The following is a 17648-nucleotide window of genomic DNA, read 5'->3' on the forward strand; positions in this document are numbered from 1 at the left end:
AGGTGGTTTTCTCTCCCAAAATAGAGGAAACTTCAATGTTGCCTTTGTGGAGGTTCATAATCTGCCGGGAGATGGCTAGCCCAATGCCTGACCCGGCTTTTTTTGTTGTATAAAATGGGACAAATATCCTGTCCAAAGCTTCTGGGACGATCCCTTCCCCAAAATCAGTCACCTGTATGAATGGCTTGTAATTAGGGTCTAATCCTGCTTTTAGGATAATTTCATTTCCCGCTGATTTGGACATGGATTCCTTGGCATTCTTGACCAAGTTTATCAATATCATCTGGATTAGATCCTGGTCTGCCACAACCTCCAAATCTTCAGGATTTATTTCACATACCAGATTGAGGTTGTCGTTTGCCAATTCCTCTTTGAATAGTGTCCTGACTTTTTCGAAAAGTGACTTGACGGTGATGTTTTTGAGAATAGGACTAGGGATGCTGGTATAGTCCCTATAGGCATTCACAAAATCAACCAGCCCTCTGCTTCGGTTAGAAATAGTATCCAACCCTTCAGTCAAATCAGTGTAGCTTTCCTGCTCGATAGCGTATCCCCCGTTGGCGATTATTACCGTGTCTTCTTTCAATATGGTTCCCAAGGATCCAGCCAAACTTGCAATGGGAGTCATTGAGTTCATGATCTCATGTCTCAAAACCGACGTAAGGTTCTGCCATGCTTCCAGTTCTTTTTTCTGCAGTTCAGCGTTGATATTTTGGAAAGAAAGCAAGGTCCATTTCTTTTCTTCCATGATAAAAACAGCCGTCTGAAGGTTGAGATGGAGATCAGAATTGACTTTGAACGAAAAGGTGTCCCCAGGCTTCAAGTTGATGACTGCATGCAATAGTTCCATGGATATTTTACCCAAATCACTGATGTTTTTAAATTGGGGGATCTGCAAAAGCTTCTTGGCCGCCCCATTGATCACTCCGATCCTGCCATCGCTGTCAAATGAAATGATCCCGGTGTTGATTTGTTGGATGATTACACGGAGAAAAAGCATCTGTTCCTCCTTTTCTGCCCTAGTTTTTCGGAAAGCAGCAATGACTTCATTGAAAGAGAGGTTCATTTCCCTAAAGGATTTTCCCAAACTATCGTCTTTCGTAAAGGAAGAAGAAAAATCGGAATACCTGATCGACTCCAGGAACCTACTGATTTTCCGGTTGGTTTTGTTGGAATAGGAGATCAGGTTCGTCGTGAGGATTATGACGACGAGCAAAAAGAACATGCCATGGACCCAAGACTCATATTGGATGAAAACCCAACTGGCAAAAAGAACTGTCAGGACTATCAAAATTACCCTAATGATAATTCCCTGGGTGAATGATCTAAAGCCCATATCTTTCCAGTCTTCTATACAGTGATGATCGGGTCAATCCAAGCTCTTCTGCAGCTCTAGTGATATGGCCATTGTGCTTTTGAAGTGCTTTTCGGATCAATATTTTCTCTACATCCTCGATATTCAGATGTTCCAAAGACACAAGGTCCTCTTGTTTTTCGGGTGCGCTTTGTTTTTGGACAAATAAATCTTCCTGCTGCAATACACTGTGCGATGTCATGATGACAGCTCGCTCTATGCTATGCTGCAGTTCTCGGATATTGCCAGGCCAATGGTACTTTTGCATTCTTTTGATCAGGCCTTCCCCCAGTTTTCTGATTTCCTTTTGGTATTTTTTTGAATAGATATCCACAAAATGGTTGGCAAGTATTGGAATGTCTTCCTGCCTGTCCCTCAATGGGGGAAGGGTAATCTCTATGGTATTGATCCTATAGAGCAGGTCTTGCCTGAAAGTGCTTTCATGAATCATCTGGTGGATGGACATATTGGTGGCAGAGATCAGCCTGATGTCCACAGGAATTGGTTTGTTGGCCCCCACCCGGGTGATTTCCCTGTTCTGTAAGGCTGCGAGAAGTTTGGACTGCAAAGCCATCGGCAAATTGCCAATTTCATCAAAGAAGAGGGTACCTGAGTTAGCCTGTTCAAATCTCCCTGTTCTGTCATCTTTGGCATCGGTAAATGCCCCTTTTTTATGGCCAAAAAGCTCACTTTCAAAAAGGGTGCTGGTGATGGCTCCCAAGTCCACACCCACGAAAGGAGCTCGGTGCCTTTTGGAATTTCTGTGGATGGCTCTGGCTATGAGTTCTTTTCCAGTCCCATTTTCCCCCAATATCAACACGTTCGCATCAGTTCCTGCGACCCTTTCGATGGTATCAAAAACTTTGATCATACTTGGGCTCTGCCCGATGATATCCTTGAACTTGCTGTCTAAGTCTTGGAAAAATTGTTGTTGCTGGGATTTTAGCTGTGAGATTTGAAGTTTTGACTCCCTAAGTTTTAGAGCAGAGTGGAGTGTGGCCAAAAGTTTTTCATTTTCCCAAGGTTTGAGGACAAAATCTGTAGCACCTTCCTTGATGGCTTTGACAGCGGTATTGACATCCCCGTATGCAGTGATCAAAACTACCACCGCTGATGAGTCTATCTCCAGAATCCTGTCTAGCCAATAAAACCCTTCCTGCCCACTGCTCACATCTTTGGTGAAATTCATGTCCAGCATGATGACATCATACTGTTCGTTGACCATCAGGATTGGGATCAACCCGGGATTGGTCTCGATGTCAACCTGGGCAAAATGCCTTTTTAAGTAAATTTTGGCAGCCTTTAAGAGGTCCTCGTTGTCATCTATAATCAGAATTTTACCAGACGATTTCTGTTCTTTCATGTATTTATGATTTGTTTTTTAATGATCACCCCGAGTTAGTCGGGGCAAGCTATGGATCTTTGCATGGTTCCCAATAGCCTCCATAACCCTCAGGGTGGGGACCAACTCCCTGAGGGATCTTCCAATCATTCCTGCCAGTAGCAGGCAAGCCTGCCACAGGAGGCAAGCTTAATTTTATGTTTTTATCTTATATAATGTGTATATCAGTTTTTTTTCGGCATGGGATGAAGTTAGTCTTCCACGTCTTATCTTGGTAATTTGCATGCATCCATATCGGTAGATCATCATACTTTTGATTTCGAAAGTCACTCCTACTGTCCATCAACCAACCCGATAAGTTGGGATTTGGGTCTAGATCATTCTTGATTATATAAGCCAAAACATATACCATTTCCGGGGGATGTGGGGAAATCTTTTCAAAAGGCACTTCAAGATGTCAAATGGATTGTTTTTAATATTTTTGACAAGACCAATGTACAAAATCATAATATATAATCAGCATGGATTTCGTTCGCTCACGGACGATTTCGTTCGGATTTGGCGATGGATAAATTCGAGAAACGGCTAGGGATCGCTTTCCCGTGCCATTTTGTAATGGCATATTATTGGTAAATATTCTGGCACATACGTTTTCACAGTATTGAAATGGATAGAAAAATCGAGAAAAAAACTTGGACTTTGAAGTTTGTCATTTCCTTGGCAGCAGGAATATTGATCTTAGGGATAGTTTTGTACCAACTTGTATTTGCTGACAATCGGTCATCAATGAATGTAAGTATGGATAGGATCACGCTTGCCACTGTCAAGCAGGGGGAGTTTACAGATTATATTCCGGTAAGTGGCCTGATCGAGCCGGGAGAGGTTTTCTTTTTGGATGCACTCGAAGGGGGGAATATTCTGCAGGTGATCAGGGAGTCAGGTTCTTTTGTCGAAGCAGGGGATACCATTTTATTGTTGTCCAATTCAAAACTACAGCTTGAAGTGATGGAAAGGGAGTCTGGGCTTTATTTTCAGATCAACAACCTACGGCAGGTCAGGTTGCAGCTGGATCAAAATGACCTGAGCCAGCAGGGGCAACTTGCCGAGATAGACTACCAGATGAGTTTGTTGAAGCCGCAATATGAGAGATTCAAGGAATTGCATGAAAAGAAATTGGTTTCGGACAGGGAATTTGAAGAAGTCCGGGAGCAGTACGAGTACAATGTCAAAAGGAAGAAGCTGACTTATGAAGCTTACAAAAATGATTCGATTTCCAGAGTCAACCAAAAGCGGCAACTTCAGGATTCGGAATCCCGCATGAACCAATCTCTCAACGGCGTTGGCCATATATTGGACAACTTGGCTGTGAGGGCACCTATATCAGGGCAGTTGTCCACCGAACAGATTGAGGTCGGTCAAGCCATCAATCCCGGCCAAAGGTTTGGACAGATTGATATTATGGACAAGTTTAAGGTGCGGGTACAGGTGGATGAATTGTACCTCCCAAGGATTTTTACCGGTTTGAAGGGTACATTCACTTTTTCGAATGACACCTATACAGTAGAGATAGCGAAAGTTTATCCGAATGTGACAGCCGGTAGGTTTGAAGTGGATATGATTTTCACGGATCAGGTGCCTTCTGGTATTCGTCGTGGACAGAGTGTAAGGATCAGGTTGGAGTTGGGCGAAAGCCAGGAAGCGGTATTGATACCGAATGGCAGTTTCTATAAAGACACTGGTGGCAACTGGGTGTTTGTGGTAGACCAACACACCGGAAAAGCAGAGAAAAGAAGCGTTCGCCTGGGAAGGAAAAACCCGGAATACTACGAAGTCATAGAAGGGCTTGAGGTTGGAGAGAAGGTGATCATCAGCAGTTATGAAAATTTTGGTAAAAATGAAGTGCTGAATTTGAAGTAAGAAGTGAGATGCAAGAAGCAAGAATCAAGAGGCGAGAAACAAGAAAAAGGTGTGCTTTCTACGACTACGTCACCTCGACGGCAGGAGAGGTCTCGTCCCGATAATGGTCAAAGAAGTGGGAAAATGAAAAGTATACATAAATTTCAGTTCGAGATTTCTTCCCGCAATTCTGCGGGACAGGCTTCTTGCGGTTGATTGCCTATAAAGTGAGGTAGTATATATATAAAAGTGTCAAGTAAAATTAGGGCGAGACAGAGACAATAATGATAGATATAAGATACAAGAAGCAAGAGACAAGACTCAAGATCTAAACTCCGAAGAGTCATCCTGATGCAGAGAGGGTTAGACTTAGCTATGGGATGACCGGTTTTGGGTAAATAGGTCACGAATTTTAGGGAAAGTAGTAAAACAAAGCAAAAAATATAAAGGGATTTTCAACATAATCGATCATGGAAAACATCATCAAAACTGTCAGTTTAAAGAAATTATACGCTACTGAGGAAATAGAGACCACCGCCTTGGATGACATCAACATCAAGATCAAAAAAGGTGAGTTTGTAGCCATCATGGGACCATCCGGATGTGGCAAGTCTACATTGCTCAATATCATCGGTCTGTTGGATAACCCGGATTCTGGAGAGTATTATTTTTTGGAAAAAGAAGTAGCGGGTTTCTCTGAAAGAAAGCGGTCCCAGATGAGAAAAGGGAATATCGGGTTTGTGTTTCAGAGCTTCAACCTGATCGATGAATTGACCTGCTACGAAAATGTTGAGCTGCCACTATTGTATTTGAAAACTCCACCGGATGAAAGAAAAAGAAGGGTGGAGGAAGTACTCACGAGAATGAACATCATGCACCGTAAGGATCACTTTCCACAACAACTATCTGGAGGACAGCAGCAACGGGTCGCAATCGCAAGGGCTATAGTGGCAAGGCCGGAAGTGATATTGGCCGATGAACCTACCGGAAATCTCGATTCGGCTAATGGTGAGGAAGTGATGAGGCTTTTGGAAGAGTTGAATAACGAAGGTACCACCATTGTAATGGTAACACACTCTCCGCATGATGCCAACTATGCCCACAGAGTCATCAACTTATTTGATGGAAAGGTAGTGACAGAGAATATCAGGGAGCAGTTTCATATTTAGAAGCGAGAAGCGAGAGAAAAGAGTCAAGATGCAAGACACAAGATGTCGACTAGAAGCAAAGCCTTCCCCGATGAATATCGGGGAGACAAATTCGTGAGACTAATAGGATTAGATAGTGATATAAGCTTCGCGATATAAATAGATCTCCACCTGAGGTGGACAAGTATGCTTCTTCCTGACGGAAGAGAAGTTCGGTTATATATAGGGTCGAGTTCAAATGACGATTGAGATTATAAAAGAGCCAAGTAAAATCAGGGTGTGACACTTGACAATGTGCGTCTGGCAACAAACAAAAACGATTATGCTGAAAAACTATATACTTATTGCCTGGAGGAATTTGGTTAAGCAAAAATGGACGACATTTATTTCTGTTTTCGGATTGGCGTGTGCAGTAGGGTGCTGTTTGGTGGCTTATCTATTCATAGAACAGGTATGGTTTAAGGGAATGTTGCAGCCGAACAAAAATGAAATCTACCAATTGACGTATACCGTTGAAAAAGAGGAAGGAAAAGTGAAATTCGGAACGGTGGCAGAACCTATCTCAGAACTCCTTTCGGACGAATTTTCCCAGATTAAAGCACAAACCCAGGTCAGGTCGGGATTTCCAATATTGATTCATGATTTGGAAAGCTTTAATCAGCGTGCCATGTATGTTGATCCGGGGTTTGTGGAAATGTTCAGCTTTAAAATGAAGTATGGCTATCCGCTGGCATTGTCCAATCCCGATCAGGTAATCCTGACATACGAACTTTCAGAAAAGCTGTTTGGAAATGCCAATCCAATAGGGCAAGAGATAACATTGGTCCTAAACGGTAAGGAGACATTCCATAAAGTAGGGGGGGTGATGAAGAAATTGAACGATATGGAAATGTTCAATTTTGACCTTTTGGTCAATATCGAAAACATCCAATCCACGGTTAATGCCCTTTCATTGAAAGAATCCTGGAATTCCGAATTGTGGATTTTTCTTCAGCTGGAAAAAGACATCAGTCCGAATCAACTCCAATCAGGTTTGGAAGAAATAAAAAGGAGACAAAACGAAATCAATCCTGAAAGCCCATACCTCAGTCTAGACTTGGAAGCATATACTGACTTGGTGAAAAAGTCAGGAGAGATCAAGAATGGTGTGATTAACTTTTTGGCGATCGGTCCGCAAATCCTCTTAGGTGCAATCGCTTTGTTTGTTCTGATTTTGGCAGTGTTCAATTATATCAATATATCCATCTTGATGGCTACCAGTAGGCTCAAGGAAATAGGGATTCGAAAAGTTATAGGAAGTCGAAAGGGACAATTGGTTTCCCAATTCCTTAGTGAGAATTTGATGGTTTGCTTTTTTTCAATTGCTTTGGGATGTTTCTTGGCTACGGTTTTTCTACTGCCGGGCTTTAATCAGATTGCTTCCAAAAGCCTCAAACTTGACTTATTGAATGATCCTTACATCTGGGTGTTTCTGGTCGGATTGATTGGGTTTATCACACTGGCCTCCGGCTTGTATCCCGCAGTTTTTGTTTCCTCCTTTAAGCCTGTCAGCATTTTTAAAGGCAACCAACAGATTGGAAGCAAAAGCTTTTTGACCAGCGTGTTGCTGACATTTCAATTTACCTTGGCAATTATCAGTTTAGTTGCGGCAGTTGCTTTTTTGCAAACAAACTATATCAATGAAAACCGGGATTGGGGCTATGATAATGGGGATAAAATCATAGTCAATGTGCCTGATACCAAAGAATACTTCAATTTAAAGGACAAGCTTATGGCAATGGCCGCAGTTGAGGAGATTAGTGGCAGTGAAAATTATGTTGGTCAATGGCAGGAGGAAAAAGAAGTGGTCTACAAAGAACAGCAATACGCTATAGAATACCTGAATGCCGAAGGAAATTACCCCAAGTTATTGGATCTGAAGTTAAAGAACGGCCGGTTTCCAGATCCTAATCTGATCTCTGATCAAGAGGAATCGATTCTGGTCAATGAAAAGTTTATGCAGGAATTGGGCCTGGTTTTTCCAACAGAAGATTCATTTACCATTGATTCGGTCAGGTATCAGGTAGTAGGAGTTGTAGAAGATTTCCATAATACTTTTTTCCAATACCCTATACAACCCATGGTCATCCGTTCTGGTGGGGATAGTACCTACAATTACCTGACATTAAGAATGAGTTCGGGTACGGCAGCATCTTCCATGGATTTGGTCAAAAAAAACTGGCGTGAAATCTTTCCAAATGGGTTATTTGAAGGAAAACTTCAAGCTGATGTTTTTGAAAATTCAATTGAAGATGTAAGAGGAGTGCAAAATATCATCCTATTTGGAGGTATCCTTTCTATGCTTCTCTCTGCTATGGGTTTGTTTGGCTTGGTTTCACTGAATATGAATGCAAGAATCAAAGATTTTTGTGTGCGGAAAATATTTGGTGCGGGGATAGGGGACCTGTCCATAAAGCTATTCAAGCGTTACCTGATCAGTTGGTTAGTGGCGTCTGTCTTGGGTGGTATTTTGGCATATTTGGCTGTTGTAAATTTCTTAGATTACTTATTTGCTTTCCATTCAGGAGTAGGTTTGATACCACTTGCAACCGGATTGATGGTCTTATTGATCGTGATAGGTCTGACAGTCAGTTCCCAAATATGGAAAGTATATAAGGTGAACCCATCACAGATCTTAAAATCTGAGTAGGGATAACCTAACAAACTAAATTGATCGAAACATTCAAAAATTATAATTACTTAAGCTGACAACTATTTTAACAATTCTAGCATGCTAAAAAACTACATAAAAATCGCCTGGAGAAACCTTTTGAAAAAAAAGGCATACTCTTTAATCAATGTAATTGGGCTAGGACTTGGGATTACTTGTTGTTTTTTGATCTTTATGTTTGTGCAGGATGAGTTGTCTTTTGATACCTATCATGAAAAAAGCGACAGAATTTACAGATTGACACACGGAGAGCTTTCAGCTGAGGGCCAAGCAGAAAATGCAGGAGCGAATCCTTATTGGGTCTGGAACAATGCTCCTGTAGGACCTGCTATCAAAAGTTATTTTCCTGAAATCGATAAAATTGTCCAGTTTTCCGGAAGGTCTGATATTTTGTTGACTGATGGAGAAAATTCCTTTCAAGAAGAAGGTGTGTTTTTTATGGATTCGACAGCTTTTGATGTTTTTAGCTGGAAAGTAATCAAAGGTGATCCTAAGAATGCTTTGACTGCGCCATACAGCATGGTGATGACTGAAAGCACAGCCAAAAGGTATTTTGGAAATCAAGATCCTATTGGCAAGACTCTCAAAGGAAGTGAATCTCCAGGAAGATCAAATGCAGGAGACTTTACTGTTACGGCTGTAATCGAGGATGTTCCATCTAACTCCCATTTTAGTTTCAACATGCTGCTTTCTTTGAGCACTTTTAGGGTGTCAAGGCCTGCTGTATTTGATTATTGGGGATATGCAGATTTCTATACTTATTTCCTTGTCAATGAAAACTTTGACCTTGATTCATTTGAACAGAAAATCCCTGGTTTTTTGGCTTCAAGGCAAGAAAATCCCCTTTATACTATAAAGGTCGAAAAGATGTCTGATTTTTATTTGAGATCTGACGCTGATCGGCAACCTGGTCAAACAGGGAGCTTGACAAACATCTATGTTTTTTCAGTGATCGGGATTTTCATTTTGATCATAGCCATGATCAATTTTATGAATCTTTCCACCGCAAGATCCATGGAGCGAGCTAAAGAAGTGGGAATCAGAAAATCTGTCGGTGCAGACAGAAAGCATCTTGTATTTCAATTTTTGGGAGAATCCATCATAATTGTATTCCTGGCGATGTTGGTTTCCATCTTTTTTGTAACAGTGGCGATGCCTTTGATGAATAGCATCACTGGCAAAGAATTGGAATTATCAAGGTTTATAAGCTGGAAAACAGTGCTTTCATTAATCATAACCTTATTTGTTTTAGGGATTTTGGCTGGTTCCTATCCTGCTTTTATTTTGTCAGGTTTTAGACCTGTTCAAATATTGAAAGGGATTTCCGTTGCCAGCAACAGCGGTGTTAATCTTAGAAAAGGGCTGGTTGTTTTTCAATTTAGCCTATCCATCATTTTGATAGCAGGGACCATAATTGTCTTTACACAAATGAATCATTTACTCGATAAAAACCTAGGTTTTGATAAAGAGCAAATGTTGGTTTTGGAATATAATTATGATGAAAGGGTAAATTCAAGATCGAGTGTTTTAAAAGCTGAATTGGAGGCAAACCCATCCATTCTTTCCGCTGCATTCTCGAGAAGTGTTCCTGGAAGTTATTTTCCAAATGCCGGGACAGAAATAGAGAATCAGGAAGGGGGAATGACCACGATGGGGCAGGCTATTTTTCAAGTAGGGATTGATTTTATCAATCATTATAATATGGAACTGGTCGCTGGAAGAAGTTACTCAAGGGAGTTTCCGTCAGACTCCACATCGGCATTGGTGATCAATGAGGCAGCTGCAAAGCAATACGGTTATGCCAATCCTGAAGATATTATTGGGAAAAAGTTTGACCAATGGGGAAGGTCTGGCGAAGTCATAGGAGTGGTAAAGGATTTTAATTTCATATCCCTTCACCGCAACATTGAGCCATTGACTTTGCCATTCGAAGCATATGCGAGCAGGTATCTCTCTTTGAAAATAAAATCAGACAATATCCAGCAGACTGTGGCAGAAGTAGAAAAAGTTTGGGAGCGAATTGCACCCCATAGACCCTTCCTGTATAGTTTTTTGGATGAGGATTTTGACAAACAATACCTTTCTGATTTCAAATTCAGGAAGATATTTTCAGCGTTTTCTGTTCTGGCTATCCTTATTGCAAGTTTGGGATTGTTTGGATTGGCGACTTATACAGCAGAAATCAGAACAAAGGAAATTGGAATCAGGAAAGTGCTTGGAGCTGAAGTGTCAAGTATTGTCACCTTGCTGTCCATGGATTTTATTAAGCTGGTATTGCTGGCGATCGTGATAGCAACACCTGTTACATGGTTTGTAATGAACAGGTGGTTGGAAGGGTTTGCTTATAAAGTGGGGATTAGCTGGTGGATTTACCCAATGGCAGGGATAATGGCAATAGTTGTAGCCATAGCGACCATCGGTTCACAAGCCATCCGAGCCGCGATGCTGAATCCGGTGAAGAGTTTGAGAAGTGAGTAAAACAAGATACGAGAAGCAAGATTCAAGACACAAGATATATGACATGTCTTTCTACGACTACGTCACCTCGACGGCAGGAGAGGTCTCGTCCCGATTATGGTCGAAGAAGTGGGAAAATTGAAAGTATATATAAATTTCAGTTCGAGATTTCTCTCTTTGCCTCCCTAAAGTGAGACAGGTTCGAAATGACCACCAGATGACTTCGACGGCAGGGCAGAGCTCTTTACTTGGACTAAGAGGCATTTAAGAGGATTGAAAACAAAATGAAAACGATGAAAAAAGTGCCAAGTAATTTCAGAACCTGACACTTGGCGTGAGGAAAACCTCCCTATTGCGAAGTAAATGCGATATGACCTGAACATACATGAATAGAGGCTAATTGCTAAAAATGGGTATCAGGGCGATTGGGAATTGAAAAAACGAAAACGATAAAAAAATACAACCATGTTTTATAATTATCTAAAAATATTCATCAGAAACCTCAAAAAAAATCCTGCCTATATACTCATCAATATTTTGGGTTTGTCGGTAGGGATGGCGGCGAGTATTCTGATATTCCTTTTTGTCCAACATGAGCTCAGCTATGACAAATACCATGAAAATGCAGATAATATTTATCGTGTTTCCAGAGCTTGGTATAATCAGGATGGGGAAATCAGCCTGCACCTTGGGCATGCAGCACCTCCATTTGCCCCCTTGCTGAAATCTGATTTTGATGACAAGGTCAAAGAGGCTGTTCGCCTGATGAATATTCCCCTTGTCGTCAAAGATGATAGCAAATCCTTCGATGAAGAAAAGTTTTTCTTCTCTGATCCAGAAGTTTTCAAAGTGTTCTCATGGAAATTGAAAGATGGAGATGCTGAAAAGGCGCTTACTTTTCCGGACGGGATGGTGATAAGCGAATCTATGGCCAATAAATATTTTGGAGATCAGGAGGCAGTAGGGAAATCCCTGGAATTGATTATTGGTTCCCAAAAAATCAACATGCAGGTGAGAGGGGTTATGGAGGACTTTCCCGACAATTCACATTTCAAAGCTGATTTTATAGCATCGATGGAGCCAGTCGCCAATTTTTATGGTGGCTATGAAGAGATGATGAAAAACTTCGGAAACAATAGTTTCGGGACTTATCTGCTACTTGAGGATGGAGTGGATGCCAAAGGGTTTGAAGCTCAATTACCTTCCTTTATAGACCGGCATATACCTGCCAATTCCCAAGGAATTGCAGCCTCCAAAGGGACTCAGTTATTTCTGTGGTCTTTAAAAGATATCCATTTGCATTCTAACCTGGATTCCGAATTTGAACCCAACAGCAATATTGAATATGTGTATATCTACAGTGCCATAGCCATATTTATTTTGCTGATAGCCTGTATCAATTTTATGAATTTGGCTACCGCCCGTTCTGCCAAGAGGGCTATGGAAGTAGGACTCAGGAAAGTCTTGGGAGCAGATAGGGAGCTTTTGGTCAGGCAATTTATGGGAGAGACCATTTTTATGACATTTTTGGCCTTGGTGATTGCATTGATGATATCTTGGGTTTCCATGCCGGCTTTCAGCAATTTCACTGGCAAAGCACTATCGTTAAACTTATTGGGGCATCCAGAGTATCTTCTCGGCATGATTGCCTTGGTATTTGTAGTAGGACTGTTGGCAGGAAGTTATCCATCCCTGTTTTTATCGGGTTTCCAACCTGTCAAAGTATTGAAGGGGACTTATAAAATAGGTTCTATCCACGAAAAACTGAGATCGGTATTGGTTGTGGCACAGTTTGCCATTTCCATTGTTTTGATGGTGTCGGTTTTGGTAGTGCTCAATCAGCTTGATTTCATGAAAAGCAAAGACCTTGGATTTGACAAGGATGAAATCGTGGTGTTGAATGCAAGCGATGAACTTACCACTAACTATGAGATGATGCGTGACAGGCTCATCCAACATCGGGGGATAGAAAATGTGGCCTTGGGAAGCAGGATCCCTTCCGGGAGGTTGCTGGATTCCCAAGGAACCCAAGCTGAAGTTGGGGGAGAGTTATTGCCGATAGATATTAGGATTGCAGATATCCACGTCAGTCATTCCTTTATGGAGACTTTTGGCATGGAGCTGACGGCAGGCAGGAATTTCGATGTATTGCAGGCAAGTGATTCTACCGAAGCTTTTATCATCAACGAATCGGCCGTAAGGACCATAGGATGGGCAAGTGCGGAAGAGGCAGTTGGCAGACAGTTTCATTATGGCGGTAGAAGGGGGTATGTGACGGGGGTGGTAAAGGATTTTCATTTTGAATCATTACATCAGCCAATCAGCCCAATGGTATTTATGATTCCTACGGATAGATTTAACAGTGTAGCCGTCAAATTGAAAGCTGAACATAAGGATGAGACTTTAGCCTATCTCAAGGACGAATGGCAGGCGATGAGACCGGACTCCCCGTTTTATTACTATTTGGTGGCTGACAGATTTGAAGAGCAATATGTAGCAGAGGAAAAAGTGGGTGCCATTTTCGGATTCTTTGCAAGTTTGGCCATTATTATCTCAGTTCTAGGTCTGTATGGCTTGTCAGCATTTGCCACAGAACAGCGCACCAAAGAAATCGGTATCAGGAAAGTTATGGGAGCCAGTATCTGGAGTATAGTTTCCCTTTTGGGCAAGGACTTACTGAAATTGGTGCTGATAGGCTTTGTGCTTGCTATTCCACTAGCTTGGTATGGCATGAGTGGCTGGTTGGATAATTTTGCCTACAGCGTTTCGGTATCTTGGGGGATATTTCTTGTAGCAGGTTTGGCAGCTACTGTGATTGCAGCACTGACCGTGAGTTCCCAATCTATTTGGGCGGCTATGATCAATCCTGTGGATGCATTTAAGGTAGATTAGGGAAGGTCAAAGATGCAAGACGTAAGATTCAAGAAGCAAGAGCAAAAAGCATTGAGAAGCGAGAGACAGAGTAGTAAGCTACAATCAACCACGAAGTGCCTTCCTGGCGTCAGACAGGGTTGAATTTCTTCAATTTAAAGAAAAAAAGTATCAAGTAAATTCAAGACGAGACAAAGAACTTCAACAACAACAAAAAATATGTACAGCAACTACTTGAAAATAGCACTTCGTGGGCTTGCAAAGCACAAATTGACTTTCTTTATCAATTTATTTGGGTTGGCTTTGGGACTTTGGGCGACCATCACCATCGCGCTTTGGGTCAAAAGCGAATTGGAAATGAATGCATCCTTTCCGGAGATAGACCAAGTCTATAGGATCATGGAACATCAGCGCTATGGTTCTGAGATTTTCACCACAACTTCTACACCGGGTTTGTTGGCTCCAGCTCTCAAACAAGAGTTTCCGGAAGTTGAGCGGTCTGCCTGTTATTCTTGGAATGAAGATTTACTTTTTGTAGCCGGAGAAACACGGCTCAGCCTCAATGGCTTTTATGCCGAGCCAGATTATCTACATATCATGCAGTATGACTTTCTGTATGGAGATAGGGATCGGGTTTTGACGGAGAATAATCATGTCGTATTGACAAGGGAATCAGCCATCAGGCTTTTTGGGCAAACCAATGTATTGGGGGAATCTGTAGTGGTAAAAGAAACGGGCAATGAATCGTCATACAAAGTAATAGGTGTAATTGATCCGGATACACATGAGAACAGTGCATCTTTTGATTTTATCATTCCTTTTCAAGTCATGCTTGATAAGCCATACAATCAATGGCTTGGCCATTGGGGCAACAATGGTCCCAGTACCATTGTAAAGTTGAACAAAAATGCGGATTGGCAAGCTTTTTCTGCAAGTATAGAAAACTTCATTGTCAAAAAAAATGAGGGGAGTAATGTGAGATTGTTTGCTTATCCCCAAAAAGACCTCTATCTCCATGGAAAGTTCAAGGATGGTATACAGCAAGGGGGTAGAATTGAATATGTAAAGATGTTTGCTTTGATTGGGCTTTTCGTGCTACTGATAGCATGTATCAATTTCATGAACCTTTCAACTGCCAAATCCCAGAAAAGGGCAAAAGAAGTAGGTGTAAGAAAGGTGGTTGGAGCTGAAAAAAATGAGTTGGTGCTTCAGTTCTTGACGGAGTCCATGCTTGTCACATTTATTGCCGGAATAGTTGCTTTACTGTTTGTGGAATTAAGCCTTCCTATTTTCAATAACCTTACGGGCAAGACATTGAGTGTTCCGTATGCTGATTGGGTTTCTTGGGTTCAGTTCATTTCGATCCTGTTTTTCACTGGATTGATTGCAGGCAGCTATCCTGCATTTTACCTTTCCGCTACCCGGGTTGTAATGGTTTTCAGGAATTTCACCAAATCAGGAAAGGGGGTTGTTATAGCGAGGAAAGGGCTTGTTCTTTTTCAGTTTGTCTTGGCGACTTTACTGATTGTAGCCACGCTGGTTATCTATAAGCAAATCAACTTTACTTTGAACAAAAGTTTGGGTTATGAAAAAGATCAGTTGATTTCGGTGTTTTTGGAAGGGAATCTCTACGATAATTTTGAGGTGTACAAGAGAGAAGTGGAATCTATACCGGGTGTCCTTGGGGTCACCAGATCCAATCATTCTTTGATGGGAAGAAACTCGAATACAGGAAGTATTTCTTGGGAAGGGAAGGATCCGGACTTCAGTGCACTGTTCGAAATCATGAGTGTTGATTATGGATTCATTGAGACCATGGGGATGCAATTGGTCAAAGGGGAAGATTTTTCTCAAGATAGGGTTTCGGATACGATCAACAAAGCGATCATCAATAGGCGGGCCTACGAATTGATTTCCCAAAATGATCCAGACCCAGTAAGTTTCAAATGGGATACAGATATACAAATCCTGGGGGTCGTGGAGGACTTTCATTTTCAAAGCCTTCACCAAGGAATGGAGCCTGTGATCTTAAGGCTTGATCCCCAGAATAGCTTTACCGCTTATTTCAAAGTGGAAACAGAAAATATCAAAACAGTCATTTCCGAAATCAAATCGCTCTCAGAGAACTTTGAGCCTGATTTTGCTTTTGATTTCAGTTTTATGGATGAAAATTATGCCAGTATGTACCAAGAAGATGTCCGTACCAAAGAGTTGGCAAAATATTTCAGTATCCTTGCCATTTTGATTTCCTGCCTTGGTCTGTTTGGCCTGTCAGCACATGTAGCTGAACAAAAAACAAAAGAAATAGGAATCAGAAAGGTATTGGGTGCATCTACCATGTCCATTTTGAATGTCATCAACAGGGAATTTATATTGATCGTGTTTGTATCGATAATACTGGGATCAGGATTGGCCTATTGGTTGATGCAGGATTGGTTGGAAAGCTATGCTTATAAAATAGATTTCGAATGGTGGTTTATCCCGGTTGCGGCAATAGGGATTATGTTCATTGCATTCATTACAGTCAGTATTCAGGCATTGAAAGCCACAAGAGTCAATCCGGTGAGTAGTTTGAAAAGCGAGTGAGGAACAAGAAGTAATAATAAGATACAAGACGTAAAGCCTGGTGAATATCGGGGACACAAGATTCAAGATCAGAGAGACAAGAATGAGATTCAAGACACAAGTGAAGGTCTCGCAGAGATCGCAAAGTTGCAGAGATGCGCTGAGGATGGTAGATGCTGGATTACAATCAAGTACCTAGCGAATTCTTGATTCATTATTCGGAGTTTAAAATTCATAATTTAAAAAATGTCGAATATTGAATTTTAAATATCGAATTATGAAGTCCTATAAGAAAAAGTAAGTCTCAAAAAACAATGAAAAAAAGTGTCAACTATTTTCAGGACGTGACCAGAAACGAGAAACGAGAGGGAATCAACCCCGAATGGGCCTGCCTGACGTCAGGCAGGGTTAAACTTTAAATAACCCCGGGTCGCAACCCGGGGAATAATGATGATATAGTAGACAACAACCCCGAAGTGGGTTGAACTTTTCTAATTAAAAGAAAAAAGTGTCAAGTAAAATCAGGACGTGACAAAGAGGCGAGAATCAAAGAAGCAAGAGCCAAGAACAATACAACCCTGAAAAGTCTGTCCGTGCCGAAAGCTTTTGGTAGAGGAGGTAGGGTGTATTTAGTCCGAGGTGAAACCTGGGAAAAATAATGAAGATTCCGATTTCCCCCCATGACCCCTGAGGGGTCGAATTAAGTCGGTAGAAAAAGAAAACTGACATAAAAATGTGTCGAATAAATTCAGGATGTGACACCAGGCGTTACAAACATTCACAACTAATTTGATTGATTCTTTGAGGTTTGAATTGGGTAAAGCAAGGATGAATTCAAGTGTATTAACGAGGTATAATTTACAATTTGCAGACAATTATTTAATGGCTATTCTTGATGAGTTCTGTGGTTATAGTTATTATTGAGGCATGAAAGATGAATCGGAAGTACTTAACACTCATACTGAAAAACCAAAACTCTGGAAAGACAGCAACCGACTACTGAGTTTTTCAGCCATATTTATCAGTGTGGTTTCTTTGTTTATCTTGATCTACCAGACCAGCTTGGCTACCAAGCAATTTGAATTGGAACAAAAGCAGCAACTTGCATCAGTGATGCCTTATTTGCAGCAATGGAATGGATATCAAGATGAGGAAGAATTTTCAATCATTGTTGAAAATTTTGGTATTGGACCTGCTTTTATCAAAAATTTAACGCAGTAAATGGGTGTTTTTATTGACTGAGCCGACTATTCGGTTTTAAACGGCAATCTACTTCACTTTTTCAATCCGCAATATCCCAATATT

At 41.3% G+C, this 17648-nt stretch carries 9 protein-coding genes; 7 read left to right on the forward strand and 2 right to left on the reverse strand.

All coding sequences use genetic code 11. The features are described 5' to 3' along the window. Nucleotides 1-1336, reverse strand: a 1336-nt coding sequence (locus tag ACFSKL_RS09550) for a sensor histidine kinase (RefSeq protein WP_376885705.1), incomplete at its 3' end; no start/stop codon positions are given. After that, a complete protein-coding gene (locus ACFSKL_RS09555) occupies nucleotides 1326-2717 on the reverse strand; it encodes a sigma-54-dependent transcriptional regulator (protein ID WP_376885707.1) in 1392 nt (463 codons plus the stop codon). The genes ACFSKL_RS09555 and ACFSKL_RS09550, both read right to left, overlap by 11 nt. Nucleotides 2718-3362: 645 nt before the next feature. Between ACFSKL_RS09555 and ACFSKL_RS09560 the strand changes: the two genes are divergently transcribed. From ACFSKL_RS09560 to ACFSKL_RS09590, 7 genes are all read left to right on the forward strand, one after another. Further along, nucleotides 3363-4613, forward strand: a complete 1251-nt coding sequence (locus ACFSKL_RS09560) for an efflux RND transporter periplasmic adaptor subunit (RefSeq protein ID WP_376885709.1) — start codon at nucleotides 3363-3365, stop codon at nucleotides 4611-4613. Between the two features lie 449 nt (nucleotides 4614-5062). Further along, the gene (locus ACFSKL_RS09565) at nucleotides 5063-5761 is read left to right on the forward strand and encodes an ABC transporter ATP-binding protein (RefSeq protein WP_376885711.1); all 699 of its coding nucleotides are present in this window, start codon (nucleotides 5063-5065) and stop codon (nucleotides 5759-5761) included. 301 nt (nucleotides 5762-6062) lie between these two features. Continuing rightward, on the forward strand, nucleotides 6063-8429 hold the full coding sequence (locus tag ACFSKL_RS09570; RefSeq protein ID WP_376885713.1) for an ABC transporter permease: 2367 nt from the start codon (nucleotides 6063-6065) through the stop codon (nucleotides 8427-8429). Nucleotides 8430-8510: 81 nt separating this feature from the next. Continuing rightward, nucleotides 8511-10928, forward strand: a complete 2418-nt coding sequence (locus tag ACFSKL_RS09575) for an ABC transporter permease (protein ID WP_376885715.1) — start codon at nucleotides 8511-8513, stop codon at nucleotides 10926-10928. A 444-nt stretch (nucleotides 10929-11372) separates the two neighbouring features. After that, nucleotides 11373-13799 (forward strand): ABC transporter permease, encoded by a 2427-nt coding sequence (locus tag ACFSKL_RS09580; RefSeq protein ID WP_376885716.1) that lies wholly within the window; start codon nucleotides 11373-11375, stop codon nucleotides 13797-13799. A gap of 198 nt (nucleotides 13800-13997) precedes the next feature. Then, nucleotides 13998-16364 carry an FtsX-like permease family protein gene (locus tag ACFSKL_RS09585; RefSeq protein WP_376885718.1) on the forward strand — a complete coding sequence of 789 codons (2367 nt, stop codon included), beginning with the start codon at nucleotides 13998-14000 and terminating at the stop codon, nucleotides 16362-16364. 906 nt (nucleotides 16365-17270) lie between these two features. Next, nucleotides 17271-17564, forward strand: a complete 294-nt coding sequence (locus tag ACFSKL_RS09590; protein ID WP_376885720.1) for a hypothetical protein — start codon at nucleotides 17271-17273, stop codon at nucleotides 17562-17564. Nucleotides 17565-17648 lie beyond the last annotated feature (84 nt).

This window comes from Belliella marina (genome assembly GCF_042682445.1).
GTDB classification, from domain to species: Bacteria; Bacteroidota; Bacteroidia; order Cytophagales; family Cyclobacteriaceae; genus Belliella; species Belliella marina.

Bases quoted from the DNA above. Each gene is read 5' to 3' on its own strand.
- ACFSKL_RS09555 (WP_376885707.1), bottom strand. From the start codon at position 2,717: ATGAAAGAACAGAAATCGTCTGGTAAAATTCTGATTATAGATGACAAC.
- ACFSKL_RS09560 (WP_376885709.1), top strand. From the start codon at position 3,363: ATGGATAGAAAAATCGAGAAAAAAACTTGGACTTTGAAGTTTGTCATT.
- ACFSKL_RS09565 (WP_376885711.1), top strand. From the start codon at position 5,063: ATGGAAAACATCATCAAAACTGTCAGTTTAAAGAAATTATACGCTACT.
- ACFSKL_RS09570 (WP_376885713.1), top strand. From the start codon at position 6,063: ATGCTGAAAAACTATATACTTATTGCCTGGAGGAATTTGGTTAAGCAA.
- ACFSKL_RS09575 (WP_376885715.1), top strand. From the start codon at position 8,511: ATGCTAAAAAACTACATAAAAATCGCCTGGAGAAACCTTTTGAAAAAA.
- ACFSKL_RS09580 (WP_376885716.1), top strand. From the start codon at position 11,373: ATGTTTTATAATTATCTAAAAATATTCATCAGAAACCTCAAAAAAAAT.
- ACFSKL_RS09585 (WP_376885718.1), top strand. From the start codon at position 13,998: ATGTACAGCAACTACTTGAAAATAGCACTTCGTGGGCTTGCAAAGCAC.
- ACFSKL_RS09590 (WP_376885720.1), top strand. From the start codon at position 17,271: ATGAAAGATGAATCGGAAGTACTTAACACTCATACTGAAAAACCAAAA.